General features: G+C 59.7%; 13 protein-coding genes and 1 tRNA gene. 4 read left to right on the forward strand and 10 right to left on the reverse strand.

The annotated features are described in order from the left end of the window. Window positions 1-610: 610 nt before the first annotated feature. Both GOX01_RS05350 and GOX01_RS05355 read right to left on the reverse strand, forming a co-directional pair. Window positions 611-877 (reverse strand): hypothetical protein, encoded by a 267-nt coding sequence (locus GOX01_RS05350; protein ID WP_024716908.1) that lies wholly within the window; start codon window positions 875-877, stop codon window positions 611-613. Window positions 878-964: 87 nt separating this feature from the next. After that, entirely contained in the window at window positions 965-2056 is a 1092-nt protein-coding gene (locus GOX01_RS05355; protein WP_011253875.1) for an aromatic ring-hydroxylating dioxygenase subunit alpha, read from the reverse strand. Between the two features lie 219 nt (window positions 2057-2275). Here GOX01_RS05355 and GOX01_RS05360 point away from each other — a divergent pair, with 219 nt between their 5' ends. Beyond that, window positions 2276-2464, forward strand: coding sequence for a hypothetical protein (locus GOX01_RS05360; RefSeq protein WP_024716907.1), 189 nt, complete (start codon window positions 2276-2278; stop codon window positions 2462-2464). Window positions 2465-2522: 58 nt separating this feature from the next. Here the strand turns inward: GOX01_RS05360 and GOX01_RS05365 are convergent, their stop codons facing one another. Continuing rightward, the gene (locus GOX01_RS05365; RefSeq protein WP_011253874.1) at window positions 2523-3434 is read right to left on the reverse strand and encodes a LysR substrate-binding domain-containing protein; all 912 of its coding nucleotides are present in this window, start codon (window positions 3432-3434) and stop codon (window positions 2523-2525) included. Between the two features lie 98 nt (window positions 3435-3532). Here GOX01_RS05365 and GOX01_RS05370 point away from each other — a divergent pair, with 98 nt between their 5' ends. After that, the gene (locus tag GOX01_RS05370; RefSeq protein WP_011253873.1) at window positions 3533-4396 is read left to right on the forward strand and encodes an aldo/keto reductase family oxidoreductase; all 864 of its coding nucleotides are present in this window, start codon (window positions 3533-3535) and stop codon (window positions 4394-4396) included. Here GOX01_RS05370 and nhaA read toward each other — a convergent pair. From nhaA to GOX01_RS05390, 4 genes are all read right to left on the reverse strand, one after another. Beyond that, window positions 4393-5604 carry a Na+/H+ antiporter NhaA gene (gene nhaA / locus GOX01_RS05375; RefSeq protein ID WP_024716906.1) on the reverse strand — a complete coding sequence of 404 codons (1212 nt, stop codon included), beginning with the start codon at window positions 5602-5604 and terminating at the stop codon, window positions 4393-4395. The genes GOX01_RS05370 and nhaA overlap by 4 nt on opposite strands. A 247-nt stretch (window positions 5605-5851) precedes the next feature. Further along, window positions 5852-5926 (reverse strand) — tRNA-Val (locus tag GOX01_RS05380). Between the two features lie 97 nt (window positions 5927-6023). After that, entirely contained in the window at window positions 6024-7910 is a 1887-nt protein-coding gene (locus tag GOX01_RS05385) for a hypothetical protein (RefSeq protein WP_011253819.1), read from the reverse strand. 12 nt (window positions 7911-7922) lie between these two features. Then, complete coding sequence (locus GOX01_RS05390; protein ID WP_011253818.1) at window positions 7923-8855, reverse strand: mitochondrial fission ELM1 family protein; 933 nt, start codon at window positions 8853-8855, stop codon at window positions 7923-7925. Window positions 8856-8917: 62 nt separating this feature from the next. Between GOX01_RS05390 and GOX01_RS05395 the strand changes: the two genes are divergently transcribed. Continuing rightward, window positions 8918-10099 carry a DEAD/DEAH box helicase gene (locus tag GOX01_RS05395; protein ID WP_011253817.1) on the forward strand — a complete coding sequence of 394 codons (1182 nt, stop codon included), beginning with the start codon at window positions 8918-8920 and terminating at the stop codon, window positions 10097-10099. Here GOX01_RS05395 and GOX01_RS05400 read toward each other — a convergent pair. Next, window positions 10096-11172 carry a glycosyltransferase family 4 protein gene (locus GOX01_RS05400; protein ID WP_131973810.1) on the reverse strand — a complete coding sequence of 359 codons (1077 nt, stop codon included), beginning with the start codon at window positions 11170-11172 and terminating at the stop codon, window positions 10096-10098. The genes GOX01_RS05395 and GOX01_RS05400 overlap by 4 nt on opposite strands. Beyond that, entirely contained in the window at window positions 11169-12362 is a 1194-nt protein-coding gene (locus GOX01_RS05405; protein WP_024716904.1) for a glycosyltransferase family 4 protein, read from the reverse strand. Before GOX01_RS05405 ends, GOX01_RS05400 begins: the two co-directional genes overlap by 4 nt. A gap of 300 nt (window positions 12363-12662) precedes the next feature. Between GOX01_RS05405 and GOX01_RS05410 the strand changes: the two genes are divergently transcribed. Further along, window positions 12663-13712 carry a M14 family metallopeptidase gene (locus GOX01_RS05410; protein ID WP_024716903.1) on the forward strand — a complete coding sequence of 350 codons (1050 nt, stop codon included), beginning with the start codon at window positions 12663-12665 and terminating at the stop codon, window positions 13710-13712. Here the strand turns inward: GOX01_RS05410 and glyA are convergent. Next, the gene (gene glyA / locus GOX01_RS05415) at window positions 13709-15013 is read right to left on the reverse strand and encodes a serine hydroxymethyltransferase (protein ID WP_011253813.1); all 1305 of its coding nucleotides are present in this window, start codon (window positions 15011-15013) and stop codon (window positions 13709-13711) included. The genes GOX01_RS05410 and glyA overlap by 4 nt on opposite strands. Window positions 15014-15088: the final 75 nt, after the last annotated feature.

Genomic DNA, 15088 nt, shown 5'->3' on the forward strand with positions numbered 1-15088 from the left:
CCCATCAAACCCCGGGACCAAACACCTAGCCGCAGGCTATACCTGGCGCTGCCAATACAGCTATCAACAATAGAAAATGCTTCAAATTCGCCTCCTGCGCATCGTTCTTCATTCAGGATGATACATTTCTATCGTTTGTGATAGCTGTGGTTACAATTTCCTGACTTGAGTAGACGTCGCCCTGTTTCATCGGTGCGTCCATGGCGGGAGAAACCTGCCCAGAGGCCGAATGCGATATTGGTGGACCTTTCCTCGCCGAGGAGGCGGATTCAGCGGCCGATTTTCGTCATTCCTGGGATCATTCCTGTCGTATGGTTCTGGATCGCGACACTCTGAAGGCGGAATGGGCTTCGTGCTGCGCTCATCAACTGGAATGGACATGCTCTGCCCTCCTGCAAAACGATTCAAGCGCTCTGCAAGCCCGGGGTTCATCTGAGACAAAAAGAAACCCGGCTTGCGCCGGGCTCCTTTCAGTTTATCCGATTGGGAGGTTCCTGCATGGGTGGAGGATCTTCACCCGGTGGCGGATATGGATTGGGTTTTGGAGGGTCGGGTGGCATTGGTGGCGGGGGATTGGGCAGCTCACTGGCACTTTGTGGGTAGAGCATCATCATCTCCATTGCAGGGGTGACAATGCTTCAAAGCTGTTTTGGAACGACGGTTTGCTCGCAGCAAAAAGAAAGCCGGCCGACTGCCCGATTTGGGACGATGAAGTACCTTTCGCGGGATCATAGTCCTTTTCAACCTCCTCATCTTCTTCCGGAGGCTCGTCTATGATCGGGCTCTTGTCGGGATAGGGATCGAAAGGCTCTCTTTCGCCTGGAGAACCGGGAGCTTTTGTCGGATTGATGGGTGTGTTGCCGGATTGAGCGAACATGGTCGCCTCCTGTTGTCCGACGATTCAAATCCCTACCTGGTGGCTGGTTCGATATACACAAAAAGAAACCCAATCAGCGTCGGGCTGTCAGCCAGCCGAACTGGTACGAAGATGTTCCTCTTCAAGGATCAGTCTTTCGATCCTTCTGCGCACATGAACAGCTTCTGCATCCGTCATGAAGTTGGGCTCATCGCAGGCCCGTATCTGGTCGAGGCAGGGTTCAATGGCATTGAGAACACGCACGTCCTCGGCAATCACCTCCCTGTTCCGGCTGGCATACTGTTCCGAAATGTCTTCGGAACCCGTGGCAAAATCACGAAGGATGGCGAAATGATAATGCGTGGTCGTATCCGTTTCGGGGGTAATTCCGTGAAGAAACGCCAGTTGACCCATGCTGTCCTGGACATGCCCCTTTTCGTCACAGGAAACGATTTCAGACTCGGCTGCCACGACCAGTGAAACTCCAAACAGCTCGGCCCGGCTCCTGATCCCCATGGTGCTTCCAATCTTGGGAAAGAAGGCGATCATGGCATCTGGCGTGGGAAAAACTTTCAGGGGGTGGTGAAAACAGAGACGCGTTGGTTCTTCGAGCACTGAACAGGCCTTTGCCGGACCATCCTCACAGCTCCGAATGCCCAGGCTTGCAGGGTGCGTGAAGCTGATATGCGACTGGTCGAACAGGTTCTCCAGCACGACCTGGGACCGCGCCTCAACATGGCAGGTGCCTGTTCCGAACAGGAGTTTCTCTGTGTCATGCGAAAAAAGGGAAGTCGTGTCCGGCAGGCGGCTCATGTCTGCGGGTGTTTCCAGATCCGCCCAGATCCAGACGAACGGGTTCTGTTCGACGACAGGGAAAGACTTCAGATCCAGGGCTTTGGGAATATGCTTCTGAAAGGGAAGGCTGACGCACTGGCCTGATGTCTCAAAAACCGCCCCATGATAGGGGCAGATCAGGCGCTCCCCATCCTGATGCTCTGCGCATAGTGGCATCTGACGGTGTGGGCACAGGGCTTTCAATGCTCGTACGTCCCCGCCTGAAGTCCGCAGCAACAGAATATCCTGCCCAAGCAACCGTCGTCTCAGAGGGCTACTGGTGATCTCCGAACTCCAGCCGGCAATGTACCACTGCTGGCGCGGATAGGGCTGTGTAGCGGCGGAAAATGGATAGACCGGTATCATGAATGGAAACGTCTCCCGAGAATTCTTCCCGGATACCGGAGCGATATGAACAGAGAGTAAACTCAGGACGTTTTTTCCGTCCCTAATTTAAAATTTGAATGGAAGCACTCTACGATCATTCCCCAGTCACTGACACCTTGAGCAGTAGTAAAGTTTCGCAGGAAAGCTGGACATCCTGTTTTCCAGGTTCCACCCTTTTCACGCAAAGGAGAGCGCAACATGCGACACGATCATGACGATGATGAAAACGGCATCGACTCAGAAATCCAGGAACTGATGTCCGAGCTGCAGAATGATGCAGAACGCCTGAGCACTGCGACCGAAAAATCAGGTGTACCAGATGAGATCAAGCACATGGTTGCGGCACTGGCCGACAAGATTGATGGGCTGGCTTCACTGGTTCGATAAGGAATTCCAGCTTCATTCACAGCACTTCGATTGCTTCCCCTCGGTATCGGGTAGGTAGTTATTGTGCCGACGACTGATGCGAACGAATGAAATCGATGAACGCGCGCAGCGGCGGTGGGAGTTGGCGGCGGCCGGAATAATAAAGCATGGGTCCCGAAAAAGGTGTGGCCCAGTCGTCCAGCACCACCTCAAGCGCACCGCTGCGGATGTGAGGAGCCAGCCAGTCTTCAAACAGACAGACGATACCAAGACCTGACAGAGCAGTTTCAACCAGAAGATCGCAGGCCGATCCGGGTTGGACCAGTAAGGGCCCTGGAGGATCGAGGCGAATAACCTCTTCGTCCTTTTCGAACTCCCACATGGCTGGCGCTCCACCGGCGAAACGAAGACGCAGACAGGCGTGTTCCAGTAACTCGCTTGAGTGCTGAGGACGTCCCCTCGCAGACAGATAAGATGGTGCGGCAGCAGTAAGAACGCGCTGAGTGGCAGGCCCGATGGGGATCGCGATCATGTCCTGTTCCAGACGTTCCTCATAACGGATGCCTGCGTCTGCGCCAGAAGCAAGAATATCGACAAAACTGTCCTCTACCGTCACGTCCACGCGGATTTGTGGATGAGCGATCAGGAAAGGCGACAGAATACCCGGCAGCACGGTCCGGGCGACATTGGCCGGCACGTTGAGGTGGATGGTGCCCGCAGGCTGGTAGGTTTGTGCATGGACCGTATCGAGTGCGGCGCTGATCTCGGTCAGAGCTGGCGAAAGCCGTTCGAACAGTCGGGCGCCCGTTTCAGTAAGCGAAATGCTGCGTGTGCTGCGGTGAAGCAGGCGCGTACCAAGGCGGGTTTCCAGCCGCCGCAGAGCTTCGCTCAGACCGGATGCTGAAAGACCCGAAACACGCGCTGCTTCCCGGAAACCGCCTGCCCGCGCAACAGCCACGAAGGCTGAAAGATCATCAAGCTCGAATGACATTGTGCGATTTTCCGTACGGGCCGTTCAGGATTGAGCAGCTTATCGATCATTAGAGCGCCGTCCATGTTTGGTGTGCACCCCTTATCAAGGAGATACCAATGAGCAGTCAGGCCAATGCCGGAACCTTTATACTCGGCGACCGCGTTGTGAACCGAATGGGATACGGGGCGATGCAGCTTGCTGGCCCGGCTGTCTTTGGGCCGCCGCGGGACCGTGAAGCCGCTATTGCTGTACTGCGAGCGGTGGTCGAAGCCGGCGTCAATCATATCGATACCAGCGATTTTTACGGCCCCCATGTCACGAACCAGATCATCAGGGAGGCCCTGCATCCTTATGGCGATGACCTCGTGATCGTCACCAAGGTCGGCGCGGTACGTGGCGAGGATGCATCATGGCAGCCCGCCCAGAGCGCGGAAGAGCTGACCAGAGCCGTGCATGACAATCTGCGCAATCTGGGGCTGGATCGGCTTGAGGTGGTCAATCTGCGACTGATGGGGGATATTTTTGCACCCAAAGAAGGCTCGCTGGCCGAGCCGTTTTCGGCGCTCGCTGCTCTGCGTGAACAGGGGCTCATCCGTCATCTCGGTCTCAGCAATGCAACGGCTGCCCAGGTCGCTGAAACGCAGACGATCGCCCCAGTTGTCTGCGTGCAGAACCATTACAATCTCGTCCACAGGAAGGATGATGCGCTGATCGACGCTCTGGCTTCACAGGGCGTGGCCTATGTGCCGTTTTTTCCCCTGGGTGGGTTCAGCCCCATTCAGTCCGACGCCCTGTCCCGAGTTGCAGCAGATATCGGGGCTACACCATTACAGGTCGCTCTGGCCTGGCTGTTGGCCCGCTCCCCCAATCTGCTCCTCATCCCGGGAACTTCGAATCTTCGTCATCTGTCGGAAAACCTGGCAGCAGCAGAGCTGGAACTGCCCGACGATGCTCGCGCACGCCTTGACGCCATCGCTTAACGCGGGAATCCGCCCTCTTCGGATGGCCGGGTTACGTTCTGCGGCATAAAACGCAACCAGAACCACCCGGTCAGAGCAGACAAGGCTGAACCGGCGAAGATACCCATCTTCGCCGGCGCTATAAGATCTGATCCGGAAAATGCCAGATTTGCTACAAACAAGCTGATCGTGAAGCCAATGCCGCACAGCAGCGAAAGGCCGAACAGCATTCCGGTTGAGGTGCCGGCCGGAAGCATGACGACTTTCAGCCGGATCGAGAGCAATGTTGCGCCAAAGACCCCGACAGGCTTGCCAAGCATCAGTCCCAGCATGATCCCGAGCGGCACAGCTTCCAGCATCATATCCGGTTTCATGCCGGCCGCTGACATGCCCACGTTCATGAAGCCAAAAAGCGGCAGGACAATCCAAGTGACGAGGGGCGTGACCGCAGATGAGACCCAATCAAGAGTGGCAGCACCTTTTGCATCCCCTGCGGGCAGACACAGACCTGTGATGACCCCAGCAAGTGTCGGGTGTAGCCCGGAATCCAGAAGCGCAGTCCAGAGCAGAATGCCGCCCGTGCCATAAGCCCAGAGTGTTCTGATCCCTGCCCTGTTCGCTCCAATCAATGCGGCCGTGACAAGTACAACCGCGAGCAGTGCGGGCCAGTACATAGAGCCACCATAAAACAGGGCGATTACCACTATTCCCAGCACGTCATCGAAAATGGCAAGTGCCATCAGCCAGGCTCGTGCTCCGGGCGAGACACGCCGTCCTAGGGCAAGGATGATCGGCAGGGTAAAAGCCGCATCCGTTGCAACAGGAATGGCCCAGCCAGACGTTGCTTCAGGGTGTCCCCATGTCACTAGCAGATATGTCAGTGCCGGTACCACCATTCCCCCTACTGCTCCAATCAGCGGCAGAGCGACACGTCGGAGCGATGAGAGATGTCCGGAGACGATTTCCTTTTTGATTTCGAGAATGACCACCAGAAAGAACAGGGTCATCAGCCCGTCGGAAACCCATGCGGCAACGTTGTCTGGGCCCCGCTTTCCAAGAAAGGGAAATTTCAGCGGGAGTGTCGTCAGGGTTCTATAGCCCGCCGCCCATGGCGAATTGGCCAGAACAAACCCGGCAAGAGATGCAAGCAGGAGAAAGAACGCTCCACCGGCGGAAGATTTCAGGAAGCGTCTGACATGGGCAGCGGCCGGAACAAAGGGGGCGGTCATTCGCTGTTGTAGAACGAGACGGACTTCCACACAAGTTTTCTAAAAACGAGGTGAAGCAGCTAAGATTGCCGCATATCCCTATCCGCCAGCATCAGCTCGATACGCCTAACCCAACTCAGGAGACAGCATGGCTCTGCCACAGATGGGAACATTACGACTTGAATATGAATGGCGTAGGCTATGCCTAAGCAAGCGGGCCAAGCAGTCGTTTATGTAGGGAGAAATGGCTGAAAACAGCCCGTCAGGATGGTGGGCGCGACAGGGATTGAACCTGTGACCCCTGCCGTGTGAAGGCAGTGCTCTACCGCTGAGCTACGCGCCCATCCGTGGGACGGGCTTCTAGCAAGGTGTTGTTTTCCTGACAAGATCTTTTTCGTGGGGAACCGCATTATCCGCTGCGGTTCCCGTGTTTCAGCGGTTCAGAAACCGAACATGTGGTCCAGCGAGAATGCGCCTCTTCCGTTTTCCAGGCCATGATAGCCGAAGAGGCGGCAGGTCAGGTCTCGGATCAGGACGTAACCCCCTTCCCCGGCACGATCGAGGTGCGAGCCTTCAAACAGCTCGTGCGGGCGGACCATGAATGATCCGTTGGGCGCGATCCTGATGGTCGTCTGGGCAATCAGGGCACCATTTGCGCCATGGAGCAGAAGAACGGTTTCCGAAATGTCGGTGCCATCGACGGAAGCGGGATGGATCAGGCAGCAGAAGCTTCGCAGTGTCTCCTGCCCTGCCTTCTGTCCCAGCTTCAGAAAAAGCCGCGTTGTCAGGCCCGGCGGTGGGCCTGAGTACGATTGCGGCTCCGAGCGCCAGGTCATGAGCGTGTTGAAAATATGGGCGCCAAAGCTGGTTTCAGCGGCGTGATCGCTCTCGCGGTTCCGATAGCGCATCAGGGCGTGCAGCCAGCCATCGGCTTCTCCGCCATCGCGGAAATCATAGACCAGATCGGCATGACCCGGTCGATCCATCAGGGTATGCAGTGCAACGGCTGTGTCATGGTTCCGGGGCAGATTGCCCAGGAAATGGGATCCGACCTTTCCGCCTGTCTCATCGAACAGATCGAGCCTTACGGGAAGCGATTGGAGCGCTTCGGACATGGGGTTGGGCTGCAGGAACGTCTCGAACTGCTTCGGATCCAGGATCGGAAACGGCAGCAGGAACCCACGGCCCAGCGACGGCGCAAACTGACGGATGGCAGGCTCGGGGCGCAGATCGTCCCGCTCCACGTTCAGATGGGCGATGCGGGTGCGGCCTCGCTGCGTGATTTCATAGCGTGGGCGCACGAGATGTCGGCCCGAACGCAGTTCAAGCTGTGCGGGCCAGTGTAATCCGGGAAAAAGCGCGCCAACATCAACCGCCACCGTCTCGAACGGCCCGACAGCACGGTCGAGCGCATGCGATGTGTCTTCTCCCATCCAGTTGAAGGTAATGCCGCCTGCCGGAATGGTGGTTGCATGGCTGTTCTGTACCCAGACGATCAGAGTTTCGTCAGGTTCAGGGGCCGGAAGGGTCGCGTAACGCACAGAAGGCCAGGCATTGGCGTCATGCGTGACGGAGAGGCTCGGGTCGCCGTTTTTGCCCCAGCTGTCCAGAGCATATTTGACGACGTCATGTCCGCGCGCGCCCAGAACATGGATGAAAAGCTGTCCCGTAAATTCCGGCAGATCAAAGCGGCGACGGATATCGGCGCTGTCGATCGTGATCCCTGCCCCGGCTTCAGTCACCGGCTGTTCCCACTGGGCCAGGACCTTGCCCACTCCGTCATAGAGCCGCATCCAGTAACGCAGGTTCTCCGCCGCATAGCTGGACCAGTAATTGGCCGTCACGATCCGGCAGGAAAACTGCTCTGTCTCGCGGAAGAAGGCGAAGTTGGTCGCGAAATTCAGCTTGTCCAGATAGGGGCGACCGGCAACCAGCATCTCGTCCGGCAGGCGCGCCGGGGCGAGCGTGTAAAGATCCCGGCCGTTCTGAAGCCCCTTCAGCCGGGTGCGCATTTTGGCGTCTTCAAAAGACAGGGCAAGGATGGCATCCGCTTCGGTCGCAGGAAGATCCACGAGCGCACGAAGCGTTCCGCCAAAGCCGTCCGGCTGCCCCACCCGCTCCGTATCATGAACATAGACGCAGGCCGGTTTCAGCCCCGGATAGAGCGCGGCAAGCGTGCGGGCAGCGTCATCCGGATCGTAGACAGCCAGCGTCCGCCCTGCGAATTCGGCTTCCATCCGGACGAGCGCTTCCGCGGCCAGCGGATGCGCCAGCGCCTTGTACAGAACATTGCCACCCTGCGGACCAAAGGTGCGGATATCGAGCATACAGGGGCCCTTTCAGAGCTTCAGACGTCGGCGCATTTCTCTCGCCACGAGGGGGGTATCGTCAAGCGGCATGACATCCCACAGAACCTGTGCCGGATCGAACCACTTAACCCGCCCGGCGTCTTCAAGCGTTTTTACAAACCGTGAAATCCGGCTGGAACGGCCTGGAAGCGGGAAAACCAGGACCGGAGCAGAGGTCGCCACGGCTTCGGAAATCATCGAGACACTGTCCGTCGTGACGGCAATCATGTCCGCAGAGGCCAGCATGCCCATATAAGGGTTGTCGTCCCCGCTACCTGTCAGAACGGCAATACCATGAGGCTCCAGCCGTTTGCGAAAAACGGCCACGGCAGCGGGATCGGTTCGGCGGGAGGGGGTAAGGACAGCCTGCATGGCGTTGTGCTTCGTGAAAGTGATGATCCCGTCCGCCATCCGCTCCGCTTCACCCGGCCCCAGCGAGAAACGACCATTGGCGCCGCCAACCAGAATGGACAGAAGCGGCCGTGCGTCCTGTTTCAGGCGCTCTTCCCATTCTGTCCGTGCCGCAGCGAGCTTCTGTGGTGTGACGGGATGCAGTGCATTGCGCGAAATCAGGACGTTCGGTCCGCTGATGCCATCATGCGTGTTGGCAATCACGAGGTCGAACTTGCTGACCGGCATGCGCGGGTTCTGGATCTGCACGACCGGCAGTCCCTCGCGCCGGGCAACGGCCCTGCCGATGACGCCCCCTGTCCCACCGATACAGATGATGAGGCCTGTGTCTTCGGGAATCCTGATGGGATCGACCCGGCGCAGTGGAGAGGGCCAGTAACGCGCCGGAAAACGCGACCAAAAAGGATGGATGCGCACAGGCCGGAAATCCCACTCCAGACCGGCCTTTTCAGCCAGTCCCGCCCCCTGCGCCCGCATGCCGGCGAAGTCCTCTGCGATGATGATGGCCTTCATGAAGGAACTCCGCAAAAAAGAAGGTATTTCCCGAACTGCGAGAAATTTGGCAAGAAGCGCACATGACAACGTCCCAGCCGCGCCCTGCCTCGCCGATCGCAACGTCCGCCACTCCTGCTCCTGGGTTTGAGGAGCTTGGGCTGATTGCGCCCCTGCTGGCAACTCTTGCCCAGGCCGGACACAAACGTCCGAGCCTGATCCAGACACAGGCCATCCCCCCTCTGCTGGAGGGCAAGGACGTTCTGGTCGGCTCCCAGACGGGCAGTGGCAAGACCGCCGCTTTCGTGCTGCCCATGCTCCAGAAGCTTACGGAAGCCGGTCCCGCTCCCGGCCCCCGTGCGCTTATTCTGGAACCTACGCGCGAGCTTGCTGCCCAGACCGCGGCTGTCTGTCGCCAGCTCGGGCGCAGGCTCTCCCTGAAAACGCGCGTTATCTGTGGTGGGACGTCCCGCGAGCAGCAGGTCCAGTCCGTCAGCGATGGCGTGGATATTATCGTTGCGACCCATGGCCGTCTTCTGGATCTGGTCATGCAGGCCGATCTTGTTCTGGAGCATCTGACCTATCTGGTTCTGGATGAGGCGGACCGTCTCCTGGATGAGGATTTCTCCGCCAGCATGACGGCGCTGACCCCTTATTTCCCGGACCAGCCGCCCCAGACCGTTTTCTGCTCGGCCACACTGCCCGAGCCGGTCATGGATCTGGCCAAGCGTGTGACGCGCAATCCCGTCCGCGTGGAAATCGCGGCGGAATCCTTCACGCCCAAGAATATCCGTCAGCGGGCGATTTTCGTGGAGAAGGACGACAAGCCCGAGACCGTTGCCCGTCTCCTGAAGCATTTCGAAGGCCGCAGCATCGTTTTCGCCCGGACGAAAAACACGGTGGACGCGCTCGCCAAAACCCTGCGCCGACATAACCTTCGGGTTGAAACCCTGCATGGCGACCGGACGCAGGGTGCCCGCAACAAGGCGCTCGACCTGTTTCGTCAGGGGCGCATTCCCGTACTGGTCACGACCGATATCGCCTCGCGTGGTCTCGACATTCCGGATGTGGATCTCGTCATCAACATGGACATGCCCGAAACGCCGGAAGCCTATGTGCACCGCATTGGTCGGACTGCCCGTGCTGGCCGCAAGGGCGTGGCGTTCTCGCTGATCAATATCGACGAGCGCACGTTCCTGCGCGATGTCGAAAAGCATATCGGCTACCGCGTCCGGATCGCGACGGAAGACTCGCTGGACCGCTAGGACATCTCACGGCTGACGAGAATATCCCCCGCCAGATTTTCCCATTCCTGCCCGCTATCAACCTGTGGGCGAACGGGTGGAGGCGCCTCAAGGATATTCTCCAGCGCTGTCGCAATTGCCCCCGGCTCCGGTGCGCACAGAACGGCCTGCGCATCGTCCGAAAACTGCTCCACCAGCCCCCCGACCCGCGTTGCGACGACATAGCGCCCGCTGGCAATCGCCATGGCCCCGACGCCGCTCTGGGAGGCTTCCCGATAGGGCAGCACCACAATGTCGGCCCATGCGATGAGGCGGGGAAGTTCGTCTTCTGCGACCCAGCGGTTCTCGACCCTGACCTGCGCCAGTGTCGCCAGTCGCCCCAGTTCCGGGCTTTCAGGTCCCTGTCCCACAACCCGACATTCGAAATCATGCCTGACATGCGGCAAAGCTTCTGCCAGCAGGTCCCGCCCCTTGTAGGGCAACAGACGGCCAAACATCAGGATGCGCGGGGCTCCCTCATGGGCGAATGGTGGTGCGGCTGCCTCCCCAATGAACGGCGGATGAGCCAAGGCGACGACGGGACAGTCTACGGCATCCGGCCCGGTGGTCAGTCCATTGGCGACATGACGGCTGAATGTGACGATCTGGTCAGCCTGACGGATTAGCCTGCGTTGCAGGATTGCCTGAAAAGGATAGCCATCGCCCGGATGAGGCTGCGCATCGTGGACAATGACTACGATCCGCACGCCAGCCCGGCGCAGCACATACGTCATCAGCAGATCCAGAGGTCCCGGCATTGCACAGATCGCTACGTCCGGACGGAAGTCCCTCACAATTCGTCCCAGCTGGTGCAGAAATCCCGGCGCCGTCAGCAGGCGCCCTACCAGCCCCTGGATGGAGCTGTAGGTCGCAACTTTCACGACCGTGTCCGGAACATTCCGGCTCTGAAGGATTTCCGCCCGATCTGACAGGCAGAGCAGAACATCCGTATCGGGCAGCCGTCTCAGCCCATCCGCCAGATCTACGGCAATCCTCGGCCCGGCTCCCCGCCGCCCCCATTGCCACACAAGAATACGTTCGGCAGATTTCGTCACGGCCGGACCCCAACCGCCAGAGCCGCTTCCCGGAGTGTCGCGCCATTCAGACGCGTGGCGATCCTCTGTCTGGCATTCGCACCAAGGCGGGAACGCAACTCCGGATCTGCGGCTGCAGCCCGCAGGGCCGTTACGGCGGCATCCCTGTCGGGAAGCGCCCATTTCGTGTCCGGCATGTCCCAGATCCCACGTGGATCCCGTGCCGGAACCAGCGTGTACGGGACCGGCAGGCCGCACGTCCCGTCCAGAAACTCTGTCGTTGCCGACCAGTCCGTTGCAATCACGCACCGCCCCAGCGCCATGGCCTCCGCCACGACAAGTCCGAACCCTTCACTACGGTGCAGGGACAGCACGATATCTGCACAGACCGTCAAGGCAAGCCGGTCCGCGCCGCTGAGCTGCCCGGTCTCGATCCGGATATTGGGCGCTCCGCCGGTGGCCGCCCGGATCTGCGCCAGGTCGTCAGGATAATGTTCGGTATGGCCGATCTTCATGAGCAGGAGCCGGTCTGAACGCTCCCCGAACGCAGCGCGAAAAGCCTGGATCGTCTCGATCGGGCTTTTGCGCACCATACTGGAAGACAGGCTGAACGAAACCAGAACAATTACGCAGTCTTCCGACAGCCCGAAAGATGCCCGGTCACGGTCTGAGGGTTTCTGTTCCGCAAGGCCTACCGGATGCTCGACGACCCGCACTGGGCGCCCCAGCGTACGAAAAGCCTGAGCGGTAAAATGCGACGGAGCCCAGATTTCATGGACATGACGGCGGGCATGACGCCATGTCTGCGGCACAACCGGCAGTTCCCAGGCCCAGTATCCGATGACCCGCCGTCCGGTTCTCAGCCAGCGTGGCATGAAAAGCTGCACATAAGGCAGCATCGGCGCATTGACGTGAATTACCAGTGGCGCTCCCGGCCCCGTCGCATCCCCTTCAAGAACGCGCCGGTCGATGTCCCATGTTGCGCAGGGAATGTTCATGTCCCGCAGTGCCCGGACCATCAGGCGCGCGCCCTCGCCCAGTCCCGAACTGCGGCTGAACTCTCCCGCCACGATCATCCCGTGTGCCGGCACAATTCTGTGCGGCCTGAGCGTAGGGGCGGCGAACGCCGTGACCCACGCGAAAAACCGCCTTCGGGATCCGGCAGGAAGCAGCTGCCACAATTTGTGAAAAAAGGAGAGAGACTGTTTCATCGTCCGTTCATGTGCCGTCTGTACCTGGGTCGTGACCATGGACACGGGCCGTAATCCGCGAAAAACCGGGCGGAGTACGGAAAAGGGACGCGCCAGACCAACCTCGGCGAAATGTGACTCTCCTCAGGCCCGGCCGAAGAAAAAGACAACATTCCCTCTCTGGCGAGCCGTCCCCAACGTGCTTACACTACAACCCATGACCGATCCATGTCCTATGCTCCACGGTGCAGGTATGGCTCCGCCGGGCGACCGGACGGGGAGCAGTTGGTCCTGTCCTGTTCCGTCGGGTTTCCGGGGACCATGAGCTGCAAGGCGGGACAGCGGCACCATCCGCTCCGGATCCGTCAGCCCCGCCTGTCGGAAACACTGCCGGGGCTCGGCCGGCCGCCCCTGGTCTTCAACGTGGCCCTTCCGCCCCCCGATCTTTCATCGTGGCGCGCACCTCCTTCGGGTATGCCGGGCGTCTGGGTTTTCGATTCGGGACGCTCGGGCCCGGAGATGGTCATTACGGCCATGGTGCATGGAAACGAATATGCCGGGGGATGGGCGCTTGAAAATCTACGCAGGCGTGGTCCTGCCCTGTCCTCGGGACGCCTGACGCTGATCCTGGCCAATCTGGAGGCGTTCGATCGCTTCGATGCTGCCAATCCGGTCATGTCCCGTCATGTGGACGAGGATCTCAACCGTCTGTGGCACAACACACGACTGAACAGTCGCGAGCATTCCAGCGAACTTGAGCGCGCCCGTAAGCTTCAGCCCTATATCGCCCGGGCCGACCTGCTGCTGGATCTGCATTCCACGCTCTGGCCATCCGAGCCTTTGTTCATTGCCCCGCCCCGCCAGCGATCGGCCGAATTCGCCTGCGCTCTGGCCGGGGGCAAGGAACTGCCGCAGACGGTCCTGACAGATCTCGGGCATCACGGCGGGTCACGGCTGATCGAGCATGCGCATTTCATGTCGCCGGGCGGCACGGGGCGCAGTTGCCTGCTGGAAGCTGGTCCTCACTGGGAGCCTGCCACTGTCACGGTCATGGAAAGCGCGATCGCACGCCTGCTGGCAGAGGCCGAGACCATCCATCTGCGTGGACAGGCGACAGAGGAGTCGTGTCCGCCGGAAATGGCGGTGGTGACGGACAATATCATCGCCCGGAATGCGGATTTCAGTTTCATCAGGCCATGGGAGGGTGGGGTTACGATCCCCAAGGCGGGAACGCCCCTCGCCCATGACGGGCATGATCTGATCTACACACCCTATGACGAGTGTCTGCTGATCATGCCCAATCTTCGCCCCCGTCGGGGGCAGCTTGCGGTCCGCCTGGCCAGACGGACCGCAGCACTGTTCAGGTCTTAGGCAGAAGCGCGGTCATAGATCGGGAAGCGGCGGCACAGAGCCTTCACTTCCTCATGCACGCGGGCCGTCACGGCTTCGGCATTGTCTTCCTCAAGAGCCGCCGTCAGCACTTCGTCGATCATACGACCGACTTCGCGGAACTCGGCTTCCCCGAAACCACGTGCCGTCGCTGCCGGGCTGCCCAGACGGATGCCGGAGGTTACGAACGGCTTTTCCGGATCGAACGGAATGGCGTTCTTGTTCGCCGTGATGCCAGCGCGCTCGAGGATGGCTTCGGCGAGCTTGCCCGTCACTTTCTTCGGACGCAGATCCACGAGGATCAGATGGCTGTCCGTGCCACCCGTGACGATGTCGAAGCCACGGTTCTGAAGCTCGTCCGCCAGCGCACGGGCATTGGCCAGAACGCGCTTCTGATAGGCCTTGAACTCATCCGACAGGGCTTCGCCAAAAGCGACGGCCTTGCCTGCAATGACGTGCATGAGCGGACCGCCCTGCAGCCCCGGGAACACGGCGGAGTTCACTTTCTTCGCCAGATCGGGGTTGTTCGTCAGGATGATGCCACCACGCGGGCCACGCAGCGTCTTATGCGTCGTGGACGTGGTGATGTCGGCCATCGGAACTGGGTTCGGATACAGGCCAGCGGCAACCAGACCGGCAAAATGCGCCATGTCCACCATCAGATACGCACCGACTTCATCGGCAATCTTGCGGAAACGCGCGAAGTCGATGACGCGCGGATAGGCAGAGCTGCCAGCCACGATGATCTTCGGCTTGTGCTCGCGGGCCAGGGCTTCCATCTGGTCGTAGTCGATCAGACCGTCTTCGGCGCGTACACCGTACTGTACGGAGTTGAACCACTTGCCCGAATAGTTCGGGGCTGCGCCATGCGTCAGATGTCCACCCGCAGCAAGGCTCAGGCCCAGAACCGTGTCGCCGGGCTTGGCCAGCGCCATGAAGGCGGCCTGGTTGGCATTGGCGCCGGAATGCGGCTGCACGTTTGCGAATTCGGCACCGAAGATCTTCTTCAGACGATCGATGGCAAGGTTCTCGACGCGGTCCACATCCACGCAACCGCCATAATAGCGCTTGCCCGGCAGGCCTTCCGCATACTTGTTCGTCAGCACTGAACCCTGTGCTTCCATGACGGCAAAGGAGGCCATGTTCTCCGAAGCGATGAGCTCGATGCCATCCTGCTGGCGCGTCAGCTCCTCGTTCAGGATGGTGGCAACTTCGGCATCAACCTCCTTGAGGGGGGCATGAAAGAAACGATTCAGCGTGGACTGGCTGGCGTGTTCCGACATCGTGGTCCATTCTCCAGGGTGAGTTCGGCATGTGACTAGCCCAGATTGCCTGCCTCGGCAAAAACAATCCGCCTA

The organism is Gluconobacter oxydans (assembly GCF_006539685.1).
GTDB lineage: Bacteria > Pseudomonadota > Alphaproteobacteria > Acetobacterales > Acetobacteraceae > Gluconobacter > Gluconobacter oxydans.